Consider the following 18,552-nt stretch of genomic DNA (forward strand, 5'->3'; position numbering starts at 1 on the left):
TCGTTCAATCCTGACGGCCCGGCTCGCCTGCGAGCCGGGCCGCCGGCATGGCCGTCGGCATGGTCGTCGGCATGGTCGTCGGCATGGCCGTCGGCATGGCGGTCAGCATGGCCAGGACCGCCAGCGCACCGCCGAGCCACATCACGCTCGCGGTGCCGAACGCGTCCAGCACGCGCCCGCCGAGCAGCGCGCCGAGCGCGATGGACACGTTGAACGCGGCGACGAACAGCGCGGACCCGGCCTCGGGCGCACGCGACGAGGCTCCCAGCAGCCAGATCTGCAGGCTGACCGACACGCCTCCGTACGCCAGTCCCCACAGGACCAGCAGCCCGACCGCGATCCAGCCGCGCGTTCCCGCGACCGGCGTGAGCAGCACGGCCACCGCCAGCGCACCCGTGATGACCAGGACGGTCCTGCGCAGGTGGCGCGACGCGGCGGACCCGGCGGCGAAGTTGCCCGCGATGCCCGCGACCCCGTACGCCAGCAGCAGTGCGCCGACCAGGCCCGAGTCGATGCCCGACACCCGCTCCAGCACGGGCCGCACGTAGGTGTAGGCGGCGAAGTGCCCGGTCACCAGCAGCAGCGTGAGCACCAGCCCGGCGCGCAGCCTCGGTTCCCGGAGCAGGCCGGGCACGTCCCCGAGCCGCAGCGCGCGCACCGGAGGGAGCGGCGGCAGCGCGAGCACGAGCGCCGCCAGAACGGCCAGCGCCAAGACCCCGACCACCACGAAGGCCGCCCGCCAGCCGGCCGCCTGGCCGATGATCGTTCCGGCCGGAACACCGAGGACCGACGCCACCGCGACCCCGCTGAAGATCATCGCGGTGGCCCGGCCCGCGGCCTCCTCCGGCACCAGCCGGGACGCCAGCCCGGCCGCGATCGACCAGACGCCGCCGATCGCGACCCCGACCAGCACCCGCGCCGCCAGCAGGACGGCGAAGCCCGGCGCCCACGCCGACACCAGGTTGGCCACCGCCAGCGTCGCGGCCAGCGCGGCGAGCACCACCCGCCGGTCGAACCGCGCGGTCAGCAGCGTGAGCAGCGGCGCGGACACGGCCGCCACCAGCCCCGGAACGGTCATCGTCAGCCCGGCCGTCCCCTCCGAGACACCGGCGGCCGAGCTCATCGGGGTGATCAGCCCGACGGGCAGCATCTCGGTGGTCACGACGGCGAAGGTGGCGGCGGCCACGGCGAAGACCGCGGGCCAGTTCGAACGGCGGACGCAGACAGAAACAGACATGCCTCAAGCCTTATTACGCTCATTACCAGGAACAACGCCGAAGAAGGCATCCTTGGATTAGTCAGGCTCATCGATCGTCGACCGGGAGGTGCCATGGGCGTGGAGATCCGCGAGCTGGAGGCGTTCCTCGTCCTCAGCGAGGAGCTGCACTTCGGGCGCGCGGCCGAGCGGCTGTACGTGTCCCAGGGCCGGGTCAGCCAGCTCCTCCAGACCCTCGAACGCCGCATCGGCGGCCGGTTGCTCGAACGCACCAGCCGCCGCGTCGCCCTCACCCCGCTCGGCGAACGCCTGCTCGCCGACCTGCGCCCCGCCTACGACGGCCTCGTGGGCGCGGTCGACAACGCCCGCGCCGCGGCTCACGGCATCGAGGGCGTGCTGCGCATCGGCTTCTCCGGGGTGCTGCTGGAACGCCTCACCCGCCGCGTCGAGGCGTTCCAGGACCGGTACCCGAGCTGCGCGGTGGAGCTGGTCGAGCTGCCGTACGCCGACCCGTTCGGCGCCGTACGGCGGCGGGAGGTGGACGGCGCCATCGTCCTGTCACCCGTCCGCGAGCCCGACCTCGAGAGCGGCCCGCCCTTCTCCGTCGAGCCGCTCACCCTCGCCGTCTCGCGGCGGCATCCGTACGCCGGGCGCCCGGCGGTCTCGGCCGAGGAACTGGCCGGCTGCGCCCTGGTCGCCATCGCCGAGCCCGCACCCCGCTACTGGCGTGAGGCCCAGTCCCCCGTACGGACTCCGGCCGGGCTGCCGATCCCTTCCGGTCCGGTCGTTTCCACGTTCCAGGAAGGTCTGTCGGCGGTCGCCGCCGATCGAGCCGCGATGCTTTTCTGCACGACGACCGCGTACTACTACGGCCGTACGGACATCACGTTCGTCCCGGTCAAGGGCCTGCCGGAGTCGTCGCTGGTGGTCGTGCAGGCCCGTTCGGGCGACGACGCGCGCGTCCGCGCCTTCAGCGAAATCGTCACAACCTGATCCAGGCGCGCGTCCCAGTCGAATTACCCAAAGAGAGTAGCTCGGCACCAGTGGCCTGCTCCCCAAGAGTGAGAGCAAATGGCCCCTGTCGGAGGATGCGCCCTCCACGAGAAGAGGACATCGTGAGATCAGGCGGAATCACGCGGCGCAATCTGGGCAGGGCACGGGGGCGCCGATCGACGGAGGAGGACGCCATGCCACGCACGACCCGAGTGCGCATCACCAAACGCCCGGCCGACCGGGGTAAACGCAGGAGCCGCCTCGACCTGCGCACACCCTCAGGTCGCCGGCTCCCCTACTGACCGGACTCACTGACCCGGACTCAGTGACCCGGACTCACTGACCCGGACTCACTGACCCGGACTTAGTGACCCGGACTCACTGACCCGGACTTAGTGACCCGACCCTACCGACCAGGCTCTACTGACCAGGCTCTACTGACGGGCCCGCACCGGCCCCGCGCCGGCGCCGCTGGTCTCGATCGCGGCGCCGATCTCGGCCAGGTCGGCCTCAGTGAGCTCGACGGTCGCCGCCCTGACCCAGTCATCGACCTGGGCGGGGCGGCGGGCGCCGACGATCGCGCCGGTGATTCCGGGCCAGGCCAGCACCCACGCGACCGCGATCGCCGCCCGGGGCACGCCGTGCCGCTCGGCGACCGGCGCGAGCGCGTCCGCGACGGCGAGGTTGGCGGTGAGGCCGGTGGTGAAGTCGGGGGCCGAACGCCGCCAGTCGTCATCGGGCAGCGCCGCGACGCGTTCGGCGGAGAACGCGCCGGTCAGCAGGCCGGACTGCATCGGCGAGTAGACGATGACGCCGGTGCCGTTCGCCGCGGCCCAGGCGATCTCGCCGGCCTGTGAACGGTTGATGGCCGAGAACGGCGGCTGCAGCGAGTCCACGTGGCCGACGCGTTCGGCACCTTCCAGCCGTTCGATGCTGTGGTTGGACATCCCGATGGCGCGGACCTTGCCCTCGGCCGTCAGGTCGACCATGGTCTGCCAGTACTCCTCGACCGGCGTGCCCGCCTCCGGGGTCTGGTGCACCTGGTAGAGGTCGATGCGCTCCACGCCGAGGCGCCGCAGCGACGCCTCGCACTCGCGGCGCAGGCTCTCGGCGGTCGCGACCTTCGAGACCCGGCCCGCGTCGTCCCAGACCTCGCCGCCCTTGGTGAACACGAACGGGCGGTCGGCCTCGGGGATGCCCGCGAGCGCCTTGGCGACGACCTCCTCGGAGTGGCCGAGGCCGTAGACGGCGGCGGTGTCGATCCAGTTGACGCCCGACTCGACCGCGTGCCGGACGGCCGCGACCGAGTCCGCGTCGTCCTGGCCGCCCCACCCGTGCTGCCAGCTCCCGCCGACCGCCCAGGCACCGAACCCGACCCGGGTGATGTCCATCCCGGTCCGCCCGAACGCTTGCACCGGCAACGTCATGATCTCCCCCTCGCGACTACGGCCAACGGTAGCCGTCGGCCTCGGAGGGCACGTGATAGGGCAGGTAGCACATGGTCGTCATGTGCTCGTCCTTGCAGGTCAGGCAGAGATAGGTGCGGTGGCCGAGGAGTCCCTTGCCGCGTTCGGCGCACGGCGGGCAGACGCAGGGCGACCAGCCCACGATCACGCGTCCCGGCACCAGATCGTGGCCTCTCGGGCACAGGAACGGCACATGATCGCGGGCCTGCTCAGTCTGCACCCGCTCAGCCTAGTCGAACACATGATCGAGTGACATCACCCGATCCTGGCCAGCCGCGGCGCCACCTTCTCCGCCAGCTCCTCGGCGAACACCGACGGGTCGCGGTCGGGCATGAACTGCAGCTCGGTGATGCCCAGCTCGGCGTAGCGCTCGGCGGCGGTCAGGCAGGCCTCCGGGTCGTCCAGAACGGGATTGACGTAGACGGCCGTCTTGGCGATGGCGTCGTAGTCGCGCCCCTCGGCCTCGCAGTGGCCGCGCAGCACGTCGAGCTTGTGCGCCACGTCCTCGGGGCTGGAGGCGAAGAGGTTACAGGCGTCGGCGTAGCGCGCGACCAGCAGCAGCGTCTTCTTCTCGCCCCCGCCGCCCACCATGATCGGCGGGTGCGGGGCGGAGGCCGGCGCGGGCACGCACAGCGTCTCGGCCAGCTGGTAGTGGCGGCCCACGAACGGCCCGTCGTTGTCGCTCCACATCTGCTTGCAGATCTGCAGCGACTCCTCGAGCCGCTCATAGCGTTCGCCCATGGGAACGACGGGAACGCCCAGCGCGCGCTGCTCGCGCTCGTACCAGGAGGCGCCGATGCCGAGGAACGCCCGGCCGCCCGACAGCACGTCCAGCGTCGTGACGATCTTGGCGAGCAGCCCCGGGTAGCGGTACATCACGCCGGTGACCAGCAGCCCCAGCGTGAGGCGCTCGGTCCTGGCGGCGACGTAGCCGAGGGTCGTGTAGCCCTCCAGCATGGGCTCGTCGGCGGTGCCGCGATGCTCCATCTGGAAGTAGTGGTCCATCACCGTGAAGCGGTGGAAGCCGGCCTCGTCCGCGATGCCCGCCGCCTTGGCGATCGTCGCCGGGATGCGGGCCGGGTCGGACGGGTGCGAGTACGTCCAGTAGTGCAGGCCGATGTCCAAGGGAACCCCTACGTCATCAAAGCTGACAGGTGTCTCCCCAGTAGATCACTGCGTGATCCGGCTCACTGCATCGCGTAGCAGTAGTTCGACTTGCCCTTCCAGTAGTGCCGCGCCCGGGGGTTGTCGTAGCGCCACTGGCAGCCCTGGTCGCGCTGGGCGGTGCTCAGGAGCATGGACTGGTCGTGTTTGTGCCTCACGCAGTAAGCACCGGGGGTGGGCGAATCCCGGTACTCGACGAACTCCCACCCCAAGTGCACGCAGTACGCGGAGAAGTGGCCTGGGCCGAGCTCGACGCGGCGCACCGGGCCCTTGGAAGGGGACGTGCTCGGGCTCGGGCGGGACGACTTGGACGGCGAGGAGCCCGGTGACGACGGCGACGGCGAGATCTTGCCGTTGGGAGCCGGTGCGTTGTTCCCCGTACGACCGGACGGCGCACCGGTCGTCGCAGGGCCCGCCGTACGCGGCGCGGTGGACGGGGGCGAGGCGTGCGACGATCCGCCGTCGTCGGCGAGCAGCTTCACCGCGCCGCCGCCGAGCACGATGGCCGCGACCACCGCCCCGGCCCCGATCACGACCGCGCGGCGCCGGCCGCTGCCCCGCTCAGGGGGCTGGACGGGCGGTGGCGGTTCCGTGGTGACCGGGTCGGCCAGCGCGGACGTCGGGACTTCCTCAGCCGGGGAGACCTCCGGCGTGGGCTGCGGAACGGCCTGCGTGGTCTCGGGAGGCTTGGACGGGAGCGGCGCGGCGGTCGTACGGCGCACGAGGCGGTCCAGGACCTGCTGCGCGGTGGGGCGGTCGGCCGGGTTCTTGGCCAGGCAGGCGACGAGCAGCCCGTGCAGGGGCTCCTCGATGCCGGTCAGCTCGGGCTCCTGGTAGGCGACCCGGTTGAGCACGATGGGGATCGACTCGTTCCCGAACGGCGGACGTCCCGTGGCGGCGAACGCCATCGTCGACGCCCAGGCGAACACGTCCACCGCCGACCCGAGCTCCCCCGGCACCAGCTGCTCGGGCGCCATGTACGCGGGCGTCCCGACGACGCGGCTGGCCACGGTCTGCGCGGCGGTGAGCGCGCGCGAGATCCCGAAGTCGATGACGCGCGGGCCGTCCGAGCCCAGCAGCACGTTGTGGGGCTTGAAGTCGCGGTGGACCACGCCCGCGTCGTGCAGCGCCACCAGCGCGGTGGCGGTGGCGATCGCGAGCCGGTCCAGCGCACTGCCCGTACGCGGCCCCGACGTCTTCACCACGTGGTGGAGCGAGGGGCCGTCGACGTACTCGCTGACGATGTAGCGGCGGTTGCCGATCGTTCCCCAGCTCAGCACCTGGGAGATGCAGAAGCGCGCGACCTGGGTGGCCGCGTCGAGCTCGCGCTCGAAGGTGTCCATCGCGACCGGGTCGTTCTGGACGTCGTTCTGCACGTGGAACAGCTTGACCGCGACCCGTTCCCCGCTCGCGGTCTCACCCAGGTAGACGACGCCCTGCCCGCCCTCTCCGAGCCGTCCGAGCAGGCGGTGTTCGCCGAGTCGTACGGGGTCGGTGGGCTCGAGGGGCGCCGGCACGGAAACTCCGGAGATAGGGGGTTTCCCGGAGCCTACAACGCGGTTCAGTGGTCTCGTTCCGTCACAAGGCGGGCCAACGATCGCAGCTCCGCCGCAGCCGGGTGGATCGGCGCGGCGGCGTCCAGCTCGGTGAGGGCCCGGTCCAGTTCTTCCTCTGCGCGGCGTACAGTCCATGCGCGGCCTCCAGCAGCCTCGATCAGGCCCGCGGCCAGTGCGGCCTCCTCATCCGTCAGGGGCTGGTCGCGGTGGTACAGCGTGGCGAGCTCCGCGCCGGCCGCGGTCCCGGAGGCCAGGGCCGCGACGACGGGCACGGTCTTCTTGTGGTTGTAGAGATCGGAGTGGACGGGTTTGCCGGTGACCGACGGGTCGCCCCAGATGCCCAGCAGGTCGTCGACGAGCTGGAAGGCGATCCCGAGGTGTGCGCCGAAGCGGCGCAGCCCGGCGATCTGGTCGGGCGAGCCGCTCCCGTAGGCGGCGCCGAGCGCGGCGGCGGCGCTCATCAGGGCGCCGGTCTTCTGCGCGGACATGGTGAGGACCTCGGAAAGCGTCACGTCGGTGCGGCGTTCGAACGCCACGTCCTCGGCCTGGCCCTCCAGGACCTCGACGATGGCGTGTGAGAGCGTTCCAAGTGCGCCGAGCGCCGCCGGGTGCCCGTCGGCGGCCAGGGTCTCGAACGCGAACGAGTGCAGGGCGTCACCCGCCAGGATGGCGTTGTCGACGCCGAACACGCGCCAGGCGGTCGCACGGTGCCGGCGGGTCTCGTCGCCGTCGATCACGTCGTCGTGCAGCAGCGTGAAGTTGTGCACGAGCTCGACCGCCAGCGCCGCGGGCAGCGCGGTCGCCGCCGCGCCGCCGACGGCCTCGGCGGTGAGCAGCACCAGCGCCGGCCGGACGGCCTTGCCGCCGCCCGCCCGGATCGGCGTGCCGCCTGCGTCCTCCCAGCCGAAGTGGTAGGACGCGACGCGGCGCGCACGGCCCGGGAGCCCGGCGACCGCGGTGCGCAGCGCGGGCTCGATCAGGTAGCGGCTCCACGCGAGGATCTCACCGGCGGTGCGCGACGGCGCGGTCTCCTCTTGCAGGTTCATGACCCATGTCCTCCGGGGGTGCGGGCTGGCGCGGTGCGGGGGTGACGTACGAGGGCGGCCGAGGTGCCGAGGCCGGTCGGCCCGCCGAGCACTCTGCGGAGCGCGGACGGCGCGGGCGCGGGCTCGCGGCCGGTCGACCAGCGCAGGTCGCCGGCCATCCAGTGCCGCAGGTCCCGTACGTGCCGGGCGAGCGCGCGCCGGGCGGCGCCGTCCAGGCCGTGCTCGGCGGCGAGCCGCGGCAGGTCGGCGGCCACGACGCGTTCGAACTGGCGGACGCGCGCGGTGATCAGGTCGGCGACGATCCCGGCGGCGCTCTGCGGGGCGCAGTCGAGGAAGGTCGCCACGGCGGCGACGGCGTTGTTGAACGGGTCTCCACCGCCGGGCACGCCCCTGCCGGAACCGCCGTCGCCGGGGTCGCCGGGGTCGCCGGGGTCGACGACGAAAGCGAGGATGTCGTCGCGCAGGCCACCGATGTCGGCGAACGCGTCGGCCAGCGCGCGCATCGGTGTCGCGCCGAGGAGCCCGCCGGGCAGCGTGCGCCGCATCAGGGCCGTCACCAGGTCGGCGCCGCCGGAGCCGCGCCGCGTCTCCAGCTGGTCCACCGGGTCGGGGACGCGCCGCTGAACGGCTCCGGTCAGCTCTCGGTTCAGGCCCTCGGCGAGCCCCTCGACCGCGTCGGCGACGCGGCGCCGGGCCGCCACGTCCAGGTCGGCGGCCGTACGGGCCCACAGGTCGGCCAGCCCGCGTTCGACCGCGTTGGCCGGGACGGCGTGCGGCTCGGCGCCCTCGTCCGGCGTGAACTCGGGCAGGCGGGCCAGGAACGCCCTGCCGCCCGCCAGGTCCCGGCGGCCCTTGAATGCCCTGGAGAACACATCGGAGAGATAGAAGTGCCACACGTGCCAGCCCGCCATCAGCTCCAGCTCGGGCCCGTCGGCGTCCGGGTGGGTCAGCGCGGCGAACAGCCCGTAGTCCGCGGCGTCGAACGCGGCCTCGTTCCACAACGCGGGGACCTCGTCCCACATCGCCGGAACGAGGCCGCGCCCGGAGCCGGTGCGCCGCAGCATGCCCATCTCCCCTGCCCACGACCTGACGTGCTCGCGGATCGCCGCCAGCCGCGGGCTCAGCCGCACCCCGTACGGCAGGGAGAACTCCGGCGCCTCCAGCTCGCCCGCCGGGGGTGGCCCGGACAGCGACCGGTGCCGAACGGCCGATGTCCCGAACCCGAGCGGGCTCGCCAGGATCGCTCCGGCCGCACCCCGCGCCCGGACGTCCTGGTTCATGTAGCGGCCCGAGCGCAGATGCCACTCGTGACCGCCCGACTGCCAGTCCTGCAGGCCCTGCACGTACCGCAGCACGGCGCCGCGCTCGTCGGGCGCCAGCGCGTGCTCCTCGAACAGCACCGGCAGCTCGGTCAGCGCGGTGTTCTCGAACTGCTGCATCCGCGAGGTGACCAGGTCGGCGGTGATGTCGGCGGCCTGCTGCGGCGGAACGGCCAGGAAACGCTCCAGCACCAGGACGCCGTTGTTGACCTCGCCCTCCTCCTCGGTCTCGCGCTGGTAGGAGAACACGTCGTTGCGCAGGTGGACGGCGTCGGAGAACGCGTCGCGCAGCACCCGCAGCGGGCGGGTGCCGGCGACGCGGGCCGGGACGGCGGCCTGGGCGGCCAGTTCCACTAGGCCCGCCGACCAGGGCGCGCCGCCGACCTTGCGGCGCATCTCGACGTACTCGATCGGGTTCGGCACCCGGTCCTCGCTGATGTTGTCGAGCTCCCAGAGGCACTCGACCAGCAGGTCGAACGTGCTCTCGGCGAACCTCACCCGCCAGTCGACCGGCATCAGCGGCGCGCTGCGCGCCCACAGGTCGGCCAGGCCCGCCTCGGCCGGGTTGGCGGGCTCGGGCGAGTCCGCGGGGTCGACGGGCATGAACGTGGCGAGGCGGTCCAGGTACTCCTTGGCGCCCGCGAGGTCCTTGGTGCGCTTGTAGGCGTCCAGAAAATGGTCGTCGAAGTAGAACACCCAGACGTACCAGTCGGTCAGCAGGTCGAGGATCCCGGCGGTCGCGTCGGGGTGGGTGTAGGCGGTGAGCAGGGCGAACCCCGCCGCGTCGTACACCTCCTCGGGCCACAGCCCCGGCTCGTCGCCCGTCCCGACGTAGCCCATCCCGCGCGCCCACTGCTTGGAGTGCGCGTCGGCCCGTTCGCGATGCGGGTTCAGCCGGGCGGGGTGCGGCAGGTAGAAGTCCGGCAGCTCGAACGGCTGACCGCTCGGCTGACCGGGCGGGCGACCGGGCGGCCGACCGCTCGGCTGACTGGGCGGCCGCCCGTGCGGGGCCGGTCGCCGGTCAGGCACCGCCGCCGCCCGAGGAGATCTCGACGCTCTCCAGGATCGCGAGCGCGTCGGGGACCAGGACCGCGGCGGAGTAGTAGGCGCTGACCAGGTAGGACATGATCGCCCGCTCGTCGATGCCCATGAACCGCACCGACAGGCCGGGCTCGTACTCGTCCGGGACGCCGGTCTGGTGCAGACCGATCACGCCCTGCGCGTCCTCGCCGGTGCGCATCAGCATGATCGAGCTGGTACTGGACGCGGTGACCGGGATCTTGTTGCACGGCAGGATCGGCACGCCGCGCCAGGCGGGCACGCACTTCCCGTCCTTGTCGACGCTGTCGGGGTAGACGCCGCGGCGGCTGCACTCGCGCCCGAACGCGGCGATCGCGCGCGGATGGGCGAGGAAGAACTCCGGTTCCTTCCAGACCTGGGTGAGCAGCTCGTCCAGGTCGTCGGGGGTGGGCGGGCCGGTGCGGGTGTGGATGCGCCGCGACAGGTCGGCGTTGTGCAGCAGCCCGAAGTCGCGGTTGTTGACCAGCTCGTGCTCCTGGCGCTCGCGCAGCGCCTCGATCGTCAGCCGCAGCTGCTGCTCGACCTGGTCCATCGGCTCGTTGTAGAGGTCGGCGACGCGGGTGTGCACGCGCAGCACGGTCTGCGCGACGCTCAGCTCGTACTCGCGCGGCGCGCCCTCGTAGTCGACGTAGGTGCCGGGCAACTCGGGCTCGCCCTCGTGGCCGGCGACCACGGCGATCGCGGCCTCGCCGAACTCGTTCTGGAACTGCTCGGGCGCGTTCTGGATCTCCTCCAGGCGGTCGCGCCAGGTCTCCGAACGCTCGGCGGCCTCACGGAACGCCGGGCCGGAGAGGGTGAGCAGCGTGCACGCGGTCGCGGCGCGCAGCGAGGTCTCCCACTCGCCCGCCGTCTCGACCAGCGTCTGATGGCCGAAGAACTCGCCGCCCGCCAGCACGCGCAGCACGGTCTCGTCGCCGTACTCGCCGGTGCCGATCTCGTTCAGCTTGCCGTGCGCGATGAGGTAGACGCCGTCGCGGTCCCGCCCGGCCGTCGCGATGACGTCGCCGGGCTCGTACTCGCGCTGCTCGAACCGGCCGGCGAGCTCGCTCAGCAGGTCCTCGTCGCCCAAGTCGCGCAGCGCCGGCAGCTCGCCGAGCTCGCGCGGGATGACGCGCACCTGGGCGCCGGTCGTGACGAAGGTGACGCGGCCGTCGCCGACCGCGTAACTGAGCCTGCGGTTGACGCGGTACGCGCCGCCCGCGGCCTGGACCCAGGGCAACGCCCGCAGCAGCCACCGCGAGGAGATGCCCTGCATCTGCGGCACGGACTTGGTGGTCGTCGCCAGATTGCGCGCCGCCGCCGTGCCAAGGCTCAGTTGCTGATCCGTCACGATCCACACCGCTTTCTCACCGAGGGGGACTTCGGGATATGCAGGAAGGAATAGGTGAATGGACTGAGGGCGAAGAGAGCGCCGGGCCCCTCCGGAAAGCGCACTATGGCTCGCGGACCCTTCTTTTAATTGCGCTCTCACACAAGACCGACATTACAGAGCGTAGCAACTTGATCGCAATGTGAGACTTTCCTTACCCCGGCATTACCTGGGGCACCGCGAGCCACGGCACGGCTCGCGCATGCGTCATCAAGCCCTGACTCGTCCTTACTCACCCAACAAAGGGGTATTACGTCCGAGAAGTCACTACTGTGCCCCGGATGGGACGACATGCGAGTTCCCCCGAGCCCGGCCCCGCGTCCACGCCCCACCGGCGCCACGGGCTCCACGTCGTCGTCCTGGTCGTACTTCTGGGCGCCGCCGGCTACGGCGTCTTCGCCGTGTCGGGCGTCTCGGCCACCGGCGACCGCTCCGCGCCGCCCTCGCCGAACGGCACGCACACGCGCAGCGCGCCGAGCGGTCCGCAGACCCTCGTCATCAAGGTGACCGGACCGGAGTGCGACGTCCAGGTCCGCCAGACGGGCGCCGAGGCACCGCTGCTCAACGACACCCTCGCCAAGGGCCGGACCGTCCGCTTCGACCAGCCGAGGCTGAGCGTTCACCTGTCCGACCCGGCGGCCGTCCAGGTCTACGTGAACGGTGAGCTTCGCCGTCCGCAGGAACAGTCGACGTTCACCGTGACCAAGAGCTGATCAGGACTTCTTGCCGGAGCCGCCCGAGTTACTCGAGCTCTTTCCACCGGTCGTGGCGCCGCGCTTGACCTGCGAACCGGAAGCCTTGCCCGAGGTCGTGCCGGACGTCGACTTGGAAGTCGTGCCGGAGGCCTTGCCGTTCTGGCTCGGCTTCTTGGCGGCGCCGGAACTGGAGCCGGAGCCCGCGGCGGCGTCCGCGCTCTTCGACTCCTTGACGTCCTTGACGTCCTTCGAGTCCTTGACGGGCCTCAGCTTGTCGGTGTCGGCCTCGGCCACGGCCTCCTCCTCAAGGTCGTCGAGGCTCGGGAGCTGCGCGGTCTTCTGCGGGTCCGCCTCGTCGGGCTCCTCGGGGATCGCGACGAACGCCTGGGTCGTCTGCGACTCGCGGGTGATGACGCCGCTGGCGAGCACGGTGTTGCGGTGCCGCAGCGCACCGTTCTCGCGCAGCAGGTCGTCCATCTCGGCGCGGACCCGCGCGACGCGCTTGGTCATGCGCAGGTGCGAGGCGAAGCCGCCGAACGCCAGGCCGAGCACGAGCCCGGCGATGGGGAAGCCGAACGACTGCGGGAGCAGCAGCGCCGCACCCGCGGCGAGGACCAAGGTGACGACCACCCCAAGAGCGCCCAGGTGCTTCTCCGCCCAGTCCAGGGCGGCATTGACCGGCTTGGGGATCCGCACGCGTCTCTCTCCTCCGATGACGACCGACGACGCCGAGTTGTCTGATTGGTCAGGGGCAAGCTCGACCGGGGGAAGTCATCGCCACCAGGAGCTGCGTCAAACCATAACAGAATGTGACGAAGACCCATGAGTAGTGGCGTTCCGGTCACTGCCCGTACCCGTACCTTCCTACCAGGCCGTACGAGGCCGCCTGGTGAAGATGCGAGCACTGCCCGCCGCCGAATATCGTCAGTGATTATGAGCACTCACTTTGACGTCGTGGTCCTGGGCGCCGGCCCGGGTGGATATGTCGCCGCGATCCGGTCGGCACAGCTCGGGCTGAAGACGGCGATCATCGAGGACAAGTACTGGGGCGGGGTCTGCCTCAACGTCGGCTGCATCCCCTCGAAGGCGCTGCTGCGCAACGCCGAGCTGGCGCACATCTTCACCCAGGAGCAGGAGAAGTACGGGATCACGGTCGAGGGCGGGGTCTCCTTCGACTACGGCGTCGCGTTCAAGCGCAGCCGTGAGGTCTCGGACCGGCTCGTCAAGGGCGTCCAGTTCCTCATGAAGAAGAACAAGATCACCTCGATCAACGGCTGGGGCACGTTCACCGACCCCAACACCCTCAGCGTGCGGACGGTCGACGGCACGCCGGAGACGGTGACGTTCGACTCCTGCATCATCGCCGCGGGCGCGCACACCAAGCTGCTGCCGGGCACCTCGCTGTCGGAGCGGGTCGTGACCTACGAGGAGCAGATCCTCAGCGACACCCTGCCCGAGAGCATCGTCATCGCGGGCGCGGGCGCCATCGGCGTCGAGTTCGCCTACGTGCTGCACAACTACGGCGTCAAGGTGACGATCGTGGAGTTCCTGGACCGGATGGTGCCGAACGAGGACGCCGACGTCTCCAAGGAACTCGCCAAGCGCTACAAGAAGCTCGGCATCGACGTGCTCACCTCCACCCGGGTCGACGCCATCGACGACTCGGGCGACAAGGTCAAGGTGACCGTCACGGGCAAGGACGGTGCCCAGCAGACGCTGGAGGCCGACAAGGTGCTGCAGGCGATCGGGTTCGCGCCGAACGTCGAGGGCTACGGCCTGGAGAAGACCGGCGTCGCCCTCACCGAGCGCGGCGCCATCGACATCGACGGCCGCTGCCGCACCTCGGTGCCGCACATCTTCGCCATCGGCGACGTGACCGCCAAGCTGATGCTGGCGCACGCGGCCGAGTCGATGGGCATCGTCGCCGCCGAGACCATCGCCGACGCCGAGACGATGGAGCTCGACTACGTGATGATCCCGCGCGCCACCTACTGCCAGCCGCAGGTCGCCAGCTTCGGCTGGACCGAGGCGCAGGCCAAGGAGCAGGGCTTCGACGTCAAGGTCGCCAAGTTCCCCTACAGCGCCAACGGCAAGGCGCTCGGCATGGGCGAGGGCGACGGCTTCGTCAAGATCATCAGCGACGCCAGGTACGGCGAGATCCTCGGCGCCCACCTGATCGGCCCCGAGGTGACCGAGCTGCTGCCCGAGCTCACCCTGGCCCAGCAGTGGGACCTCACCGTGCACGAGGTCTCCCGCAACGTGCACGCCCACCCGACGCTCGGCGAGGCCGTCAAGGAGGCCGTCCACGGGCTCGCGGGCCACATGATCAACCTGTGATCCGGGGGGCTGGGACGGCGCGCAACGAATCGCCGTTCCACCCCGGATACAAGCAACGAACCGCCTGGTCAGCGCAATGTCGGCGTCTTGGCCGGGCGGTTCGCGGTTCCTAGGCTTTCGATCACCGAGTGATCCCGCTGGAAGCCCTCAGGAGACCGCATGACCGTGTCGCCGGCAATGGAGCCGACCGCCGCAGCCGCGCCCGTGGCCACGCCCGCCGCGATGCCCGCCGCGATGCCCGCGCCCGCAGCCGCACCTCTGCGGGAGGCGGTGCGCCGCCACTACCTCATGTGCCGGCCGGAGCACTTCGCCGTCACGTACGCGATCAACCCGTGGATGGACCCCGCGGCGGGCGCCAGCGCCGAGCTCGCGGTGGCGCAGTGGGAGTCGCTGCGCGAGGCGTACGCGGCACTCGGCCACCAGGTCAGCCTGATCGACCCGATCGAGGGCCTGCCGGACATGGTCTTCGCCGCCAACGGCGCGCTGGTCGTCGGCGGCCGCGTGTACGGCGCGCGCTTCACCCACGCCGAGCGCGCGGCCGAGGGACCGGCGTACGCGGACTGGCTGCGCGGCAACGGCTTCCCCGACGTGCTGGAGCCCGCGTTCACCAACGAGGGCGAGGGCGACTTCCTCACGCTCGACCACGTCATCCTCGCCGGGACCGGGTTCCGCACCGAGATCTCCGCGCACCAGGAGGCGCAGGAGTTCCTCGGCCGCCCGGTCGTGACGCTGCGGCTGGTCGACCCGCGCTTCTACCACCTGGACACCGCGCTGTTCCCGCTCGGCGGCGACAACGTCGCCTACTACCCGGGCGCCTTCTCCCCCGGCAGCCGCGCGGTGCTGGAGCGGCTCTTCCCGCACGCGGTGATCGCCGACGAGGCCGACGCCGCCGTGCTGGGCCTGAATGCGGTCTGCGACGGCCGCAACGTCGTGATCAACGCCGAGGCGGCCGGACTGATCAAGCTGCTGGACGAGCACGGCTACGAGCCCGTCCCGGTGGACCTCTCGGAGCTGCGCAAGGCGGGCGGCGGCCCCAAGTGCTGCACGCTGGAGCTGCGCGCGTAACGTTACGTAACGGAAAGCACATACAGGGTCACTCATTGAAATCGGGGGATTCATGAGACCCGCAGCACTGGCCGCGGCGGGCGGCCTGGTCGGCCTGACGCTGCTCACGTCCTGCGCGGACGACGGGCAGCGGTCGACCCAGTTCGCCCGCTACCGCTATCCGAAGGCCTACGTCGGCTCGTCGCTGAGCACCTCGGCCTCACCCAGCCCGGCCACGTCTCCGTCAGCATCTCCATCGACAACGCAGAACTTCACGATGCCGGACGTGAAGGGCAAGAACGGCCGCGACGCCTACAAGGCCATGGCCTCGGCGGGCTACAAGGGGCGTCCGGGCTTCGATCTGAAGTTCGTGTCCGATCCCGCCGGCAAGCGGGTGTTCATCCTGCAGAACTGGACCGTGGTCGACCAGTCGGTGGCGGCGGGAACGAGTTCGCCCGTACAGGGGAAGATCACGCTCAAGGTGCACAAACAGGACGGCTCTTGAGTGATCATGGAGCCATGACGTTCGACGACGACCATGGCCGCATCGCTCTGCAGGGCGCGGACAACGTCCGCGACATGGGCGCCCTGCCCGGCGTGCGCACGGGCAGGCTGCTGCGCGCGGACGCGCTCAACAAGCTGACGGACGCCGACCTGGACCGGCTCGGCGGGCTCGGACTGCGCACGGTCGTCGACTTCAGGATGCGCAGCGAGATCGAGATGAACGGTCCTGACCGGCTGCCGCCCGGCGCGACCGAGGTGGCGCTCCCGATCAGCGGCGGCAACCTCGAGACGTTCTACGAGGTCATCCTGAGCGGCGACGCGGGCCGCCAGGAGGAGGTCTTCGGCGGCGACCGGACCGAGCAGGTCCTGGCGGAGGTCAACCGCTCGTTCGTGGCCGAGCCCGGCGAACGCGCCCAGTTCAGCGCGGCGCTGCGCCTGGTCGCCGATCCCGCCGGGCTGCCGCTGCTGTTCCATTGCACGGCCGGCAAGGACCGTACGGGCTGGATGGCGGCCATCGTGCTGACCGTCCTCGGCCTCCCCCGCAACGAGATCATGGCCGACTACCTGCGGTCCAACGACTACCACCGGGCCGGCTACGACAAGCTGCTGCGCCAGCTCGGCGACTCCGGCCAGATGAAGGACCCCGAGCTGCTCCGCCCGCTCCTCGAACAGCAGCCCGCCTACCTGGACGCGGCGTTCGACGAGGCCGAGCGGCGCTACGGCTCGTTCGAGGCGTTCCTGCGCGACGGCCTCGACCTCACGCCGGACGCCCTCGACGCGATCCGCGCCAACCTCAGCCCACACGACTAGCAGCCCGCACGACCAGCAGCCCGCGCGGCCGGCCGAGTCTGGTCAGCCGGCCGCCTCGGCCGCGTCAGCTGGTGCGGACGCGGTCCAGGTGGCGTTCGTAGAGCTCTCTGGACGCCCCCAGGAAGCCCGCCACCAGCCGCAGCTCGTCCTCGCTGTAGCGCCCGGCCACCTGCTGGCCTTCGGCGATGAGCGGCCCGTACAGGCCCCACACCCGCTGCTCGGTCTCGGGCGTGATCCGTACGAGCAGCCGCCGCCGGTCCTGCGGGTCGGGTGAACGGGTGAGGTGACCGGCGCGTTCCAGCCGGTCCAGCATCGCGGTCACGCTGCCGGTGGTCAGCCCGAGCCGCGACGCGAGCCGTTTGGGAGCGGCCCCGTCCTCGTTGACCAGGACCTCCAGGCACCGCATGTCGGTCCGGTTGATCTTGAGCCGGAGGGCCACGGCGGCGTCGAAGTCGTCGACCGCGGACTGGTACGCCTGCGACTCCAGGCCCACCTTGCGCCGGAGCTCGGCCAGAACTTCACTTGACATTCGAGTCTCTCTGATTCAGAGTGAAAAATAGCTTGAGCATCAACCTACTCGACCTTCGAGGAAAAACCCATGAGCACCACTCCCCTGCATGTGATCATCATCGGCGCCGGGACCGGCGGGATGGCGCTGGCCCACGGCCTGCGGCGTGCCGGGGTCTCGGTCGACGTCTACGAGCGCGACCGGACCCGTTCGGACGGCCTGTACGGCTACCGCATCGGCATCGACCCGACCGGCGCCCGAGCCCTGGCCGAGGTGCTGCCGCCCGAGCTCTTCGAGACGTTCATCGCCACCTGTGCCCGCGCGCCCCGCCACTTCAACGTGCTCACCGAGAAGTTCGCGACCACCGCCTCCTTCGAGCTCCGCCCCGACGACCACCCGATCGACAGTGAGCACTCGGTCTCCCGCATGACCCTCCGCCAAGTCCTTCTCACCGGGCTGGAGGACATCGTCCACTTCGACAAGGCCTTCACCCATTACGAACGAAACGACGGCGGCAAGGTCACCGCCTTCTTCGAAGACGGCACCTCGGCCACCGGCGATCTCCTGGTCGCGGCGGACGGGACTGCCTCCCGCGTACGCCGCCAGTACCTCCCGCACGCGGTGGTCAAGGACTCCGGTGTCATCGCGGTCTCGGCCAAGGTTCCGGTCACCGAGGAGACCAAGGCACTCCTGCCGCCGAACGTCTTCGACGGCATCTCCCTGACGTTCGCGCCCAAGGGCCAGTTCTGCATCTGGCACGTCATGGAGTTCAAGTGGGACACCAAGGGAGCTCTCAAGAACGGCATCGGCGGCAACGACGCCGAGCTCATCGAGAAGTGGCCGGGCCTGCTCTACGACAACACCCGCGACTACATCAACTGGGGCTTCTCCGCCTCGGCCGACAAGTACCCGTCCAACGTCATGGATCTGCAGGGCAAGGAGCTCATGGACCTCATCCTGTCCATGACGCCCAACTGGCACCCGAACATGCGCAAGCTGTTCGCCCTGTCCGACCCCGGCAGCTGCTTCCCCGTCGCGATCCGTACCTCCGAGCCGGTCGACCCGTGGCCCACCACCAACGTGACCCTGCTCGGCGACGCCGCCCACACCATGACGCCAGGTCGCGGCGTCGGCGGCAACACCGCCCTGCGCGACGCGGCACTTCTCTGCCGCGAGCTGGTCGCGGCCCGCGACGGCCGCCAGTCCCTCCTGAAGGGGGTCGCCGCCTATGAGAAGGAGATGATTCCCTACGGCTTCGAGAAGGTCGCCGACTCTCTGAAGCAGAACGGCACCAACGGCAAGGACGCCATGCACCGTCCGTACATCGGCCGCGTGCTCCTGGCGTTCAGCCGCACCTTCTTCCGTGTCGTCGACCGCGTTCCGCCCCTCAAGCGCAAGTTCGTCGACGACCTGTACGCCTATCGCAGTGACGACAAGCTGTGACC

At 70.9% G+C, this 18,552-nt stretch carries 17 protein-coding genes; 7 read left to right on the top strand and 10 right to left on the bottom strand.

The annotated features are described in order from the left end of the window. Nucleotides 1-4: 4 nt before the first annotated feature. The gene (locus tag J4573_RS03650; protein ID WP_208253733.1) at nt 5-1,237 is read right to left on the bottom strand and encodes an MFS transporter; all 1,233 of its coding nucleotides are present in this window, start codon (nt 1,235-1,237) and stop codon (nt 5-7) included. Nucleotides 1,238-1,330: 93 nt separating this feature from the next. Between J4573_RS03650 and J4573_RS03655 the strand changes: the two genes are divergently transcribed. After that, a complete protein-coding gene (locus tag J4573_RS03655) occupies nt 1,331-2,209 on the top strand; it encodes a LysR family transcriptional regulator (protein ID WP_243772315.1) in 879 nt (292 codons plus the stop codon). Between the two features lie 434 nt (nt 2,210-2,643). Here J4573_RS03655 and J4573_RS03660 read toward each other — a convergent pair whose 3' ends face one another. The 7 genes from J4573_RS03660 to J4573_RS03690 all read right to left on the bottom strand — a co-directional run bounded on the left by J4573_RS03660 (nt 2,644) and on the right by J4573_RS03690 (nt 11,170). After that, nucleotides 2,644-3,636: an aldo/keto reductase gene (locus J4573_RS03660; RefSeq protein ID WP_243772316.1), complete on the bottom strand. Its 993-nt coding sequence runs from the start codon at nt 3,634-3,636 to the stop codon at nt 2,644-2,646. Nucleotides 3,637-3,652: 16 nt separating this feature from the next. Next, the gene (locus J4573_RS03665; RefSeq protein ID WP_208253734.1) at nt 3,653-3,895 is read right to left on the bottom strand and encodes a hypothetical protein; all 243 of its coding nucleotides are present in this window, start codon (nt 3,893-3,895) and stop codon (nt 3,653-3,655) included. A gap of 35 nt (nt 3,896-3,930) precedes the next feature. Next, nucleotides 3,931-4,800 carry an LLM class F420-dependent oxidoreductase gene (locus tag J4573_RS03670; protein WP_208253735.1) on the bottom strand — a complete coding sequence of 290 codons (870 nt, stop codon included), beginning with the start codon at nt 4,798-4,800 and terminating at the stop codon, nt 3,931-3,933. A 62-nt stretch (nt 4,801-4,862) separates the two neighbouring features. After that, nucleotides 4,863-6,356, bottom strand: coding sequence for a serine/threonine protein kinase (locus J4573_RS03675; RefSeq protein WP_208253736.1), 1,494 nt, complete (start codon nt 6,354-6,356; stop codon nt 4,863-4,865). A gap of 44 nt (nt 6,357-6,400) precedes the next feature. After that, nucleotides 6,401-7,441, bottom strand: coding sequence for a family 2 encapsulin nanocompartment cargo protein polyprenyl transferase (locus tag J4573_RS03680; RefSeq protein ID WP_208253737.1), 1,041 nt, complete (start codon nt 7,439-7,441; stop codon nt 6,401-6,403). Next, entirely contained in the window at nt 7,438-9,789 is a 2,352-nt protein-coding gene (locus tag J4573_RS03685) for a terpene synthase family protein (protein ID WP_307796467.1), read from the bottom strand. The genes J4573_RS03680 and J4573_RS03685 overlap by 4 nt, the downstream gene beginning before the upstream one ends. Beyond that, nucleotides 9,782-11,170, bottom strand: coding sequence for a family 2B encapsulin nanocompartment shell protein (locus J4573_RS03690; RefSeq protein ID WP_307796469.1), 1,389 nt, complete (start codon nt 11,168-11,170; stop codon nt 9,782-9,784). The genes J4573_RS03685 and J4573_RS03690 overlap by 8 nt, the downstream gene beginning before the upstream one ends. 320 nt (nt 11,171-11,490) lie before the next feature. On the opposite strand from J4573_RS03690, the gene J4573_RS03695 reads away from it, so the two are divergent. Then, nucleotides 11,491-11,922: a RodZ domain-containing protein gene (locus J4573_RS03695; RefSeq protein ID WP_208253738.1), complete on the top strand. Its 432-nt coding sequence runs from the start codon at nt 11,491-11,493 to the stop codon at nt 11,920-11,922. On the opposite strand, the gene J4573_RS03700 is transcribed toward J4573_RS03695, so the two are convergent. Further along, complete coding sequence (locus J4573_RS03700) at nt 11,923-12,600, bottom strand: hypothetical protein (protein ID WP_208253739.1); 678 nt, start codon at nt 12,598-12,600, stop codon at nt 11,923-11,925. A 234-nt stretch (nt 12,601-12,834) separates the two neighbouring features. On the opposite strand from J4573_RS03700, the gene lpdA reads away from it, so the two are divergent. From lpdA to J4573_RS03720, 4 genes are all read left to right on the top strand, one after another. Beyond that, nucleotides 12,835-14,241 carry a dihydrolipoyl dehydrogenase gene (lpdA, locus tag J4573_RS03705; RefSeq protein ID WP_208253845.1) on the top strand — a complete coding sequence of 469 codons (1,407 nt, stop codon included), beginning with the start codon at nt 12,835-12,837 and terminating at the stop codon, nt 14,239-14,241. Nucleotides 14,242-14,463: 222 nt separating this feature from the next. Next, complete coding sequence (gene ddaH / locus J4573_RS03710) at nt 14,464-15,306, top strand: dimethylargininase (RefSeq protein ID WP_372442799.1); 843 nt, start codon at nt 14,464-14,466, stop codon at nt 15,304-15,306. Nucleotides 15,307-15,358: 52 nt separating this feature from the next. Next, a complete protein-coding gene (locus tag J4573_RS03715) occupies nt 15,359-15,790 on the top strand; it encodes a PASTA domain-containing protein (RefSeq protein WP_208253741.1) in 432 nt (143 codons plus the stop codon). Between the two features lie 14 nt (nt 15,791-15,804). Beyond that, on the top strand, nt 15,805-16,599 hold the full coding sequence (locus J4573_RS03720) for a tyrosine-protein phosphatase (protein ID WP_208253742.1): 795 nt from the start codon (nt 15,805-15,807) through the stop codon (nt 16,597-16,599). 64 nt (nt 16,600-16,663) lie between these two features. On the opposite strand, the gene J4573_RS03725 is transcribed toward J4573_RS03720, so the two are convergent. Continuing rightward, nucleotides 16,664-17,128 carry a MarR family transcriptional regulator gene (locus J4573_RS03725; protein ID WP_208253743.1) on the bottom strand — a complete coding sequence of 155 codons (465 nt, stop codon included), beginning with the start codon at nt 17,126-17,128 and terminating at the stop codon, nt 16,664-16,666. A 69-nt stretch (nt 17,129-17,197) separates the two neighbouring features. Here J4573_RS03725 and J4573_RS03730 point away from each other — a divergent pair, with 69 nt between their 5' ends. Beyond that, on the top strand, nt 17,198-18,550 hold the full coding sequence (locus J4573_RS03730; protein ID WP_208253744.1) for an FAD-dependent oxidoreductase: 1,353 nt from the start codon (nt 17,198-17,200) through the stop codon (nt 18,548-18,550). Nucleotides 18,551-18,552 lie beyond the last annotated feature (2 nt).

Source organism: Actinomadura barringtoniae (assembly GCF_017573505.1).
Taxonomy (GTDB): Bacteria; Actinomycetota; Actinomycetes; order Streptosporangiales; family Streptosporangiaceae; genus Spirillospora; species Spirillospora barringtoniae.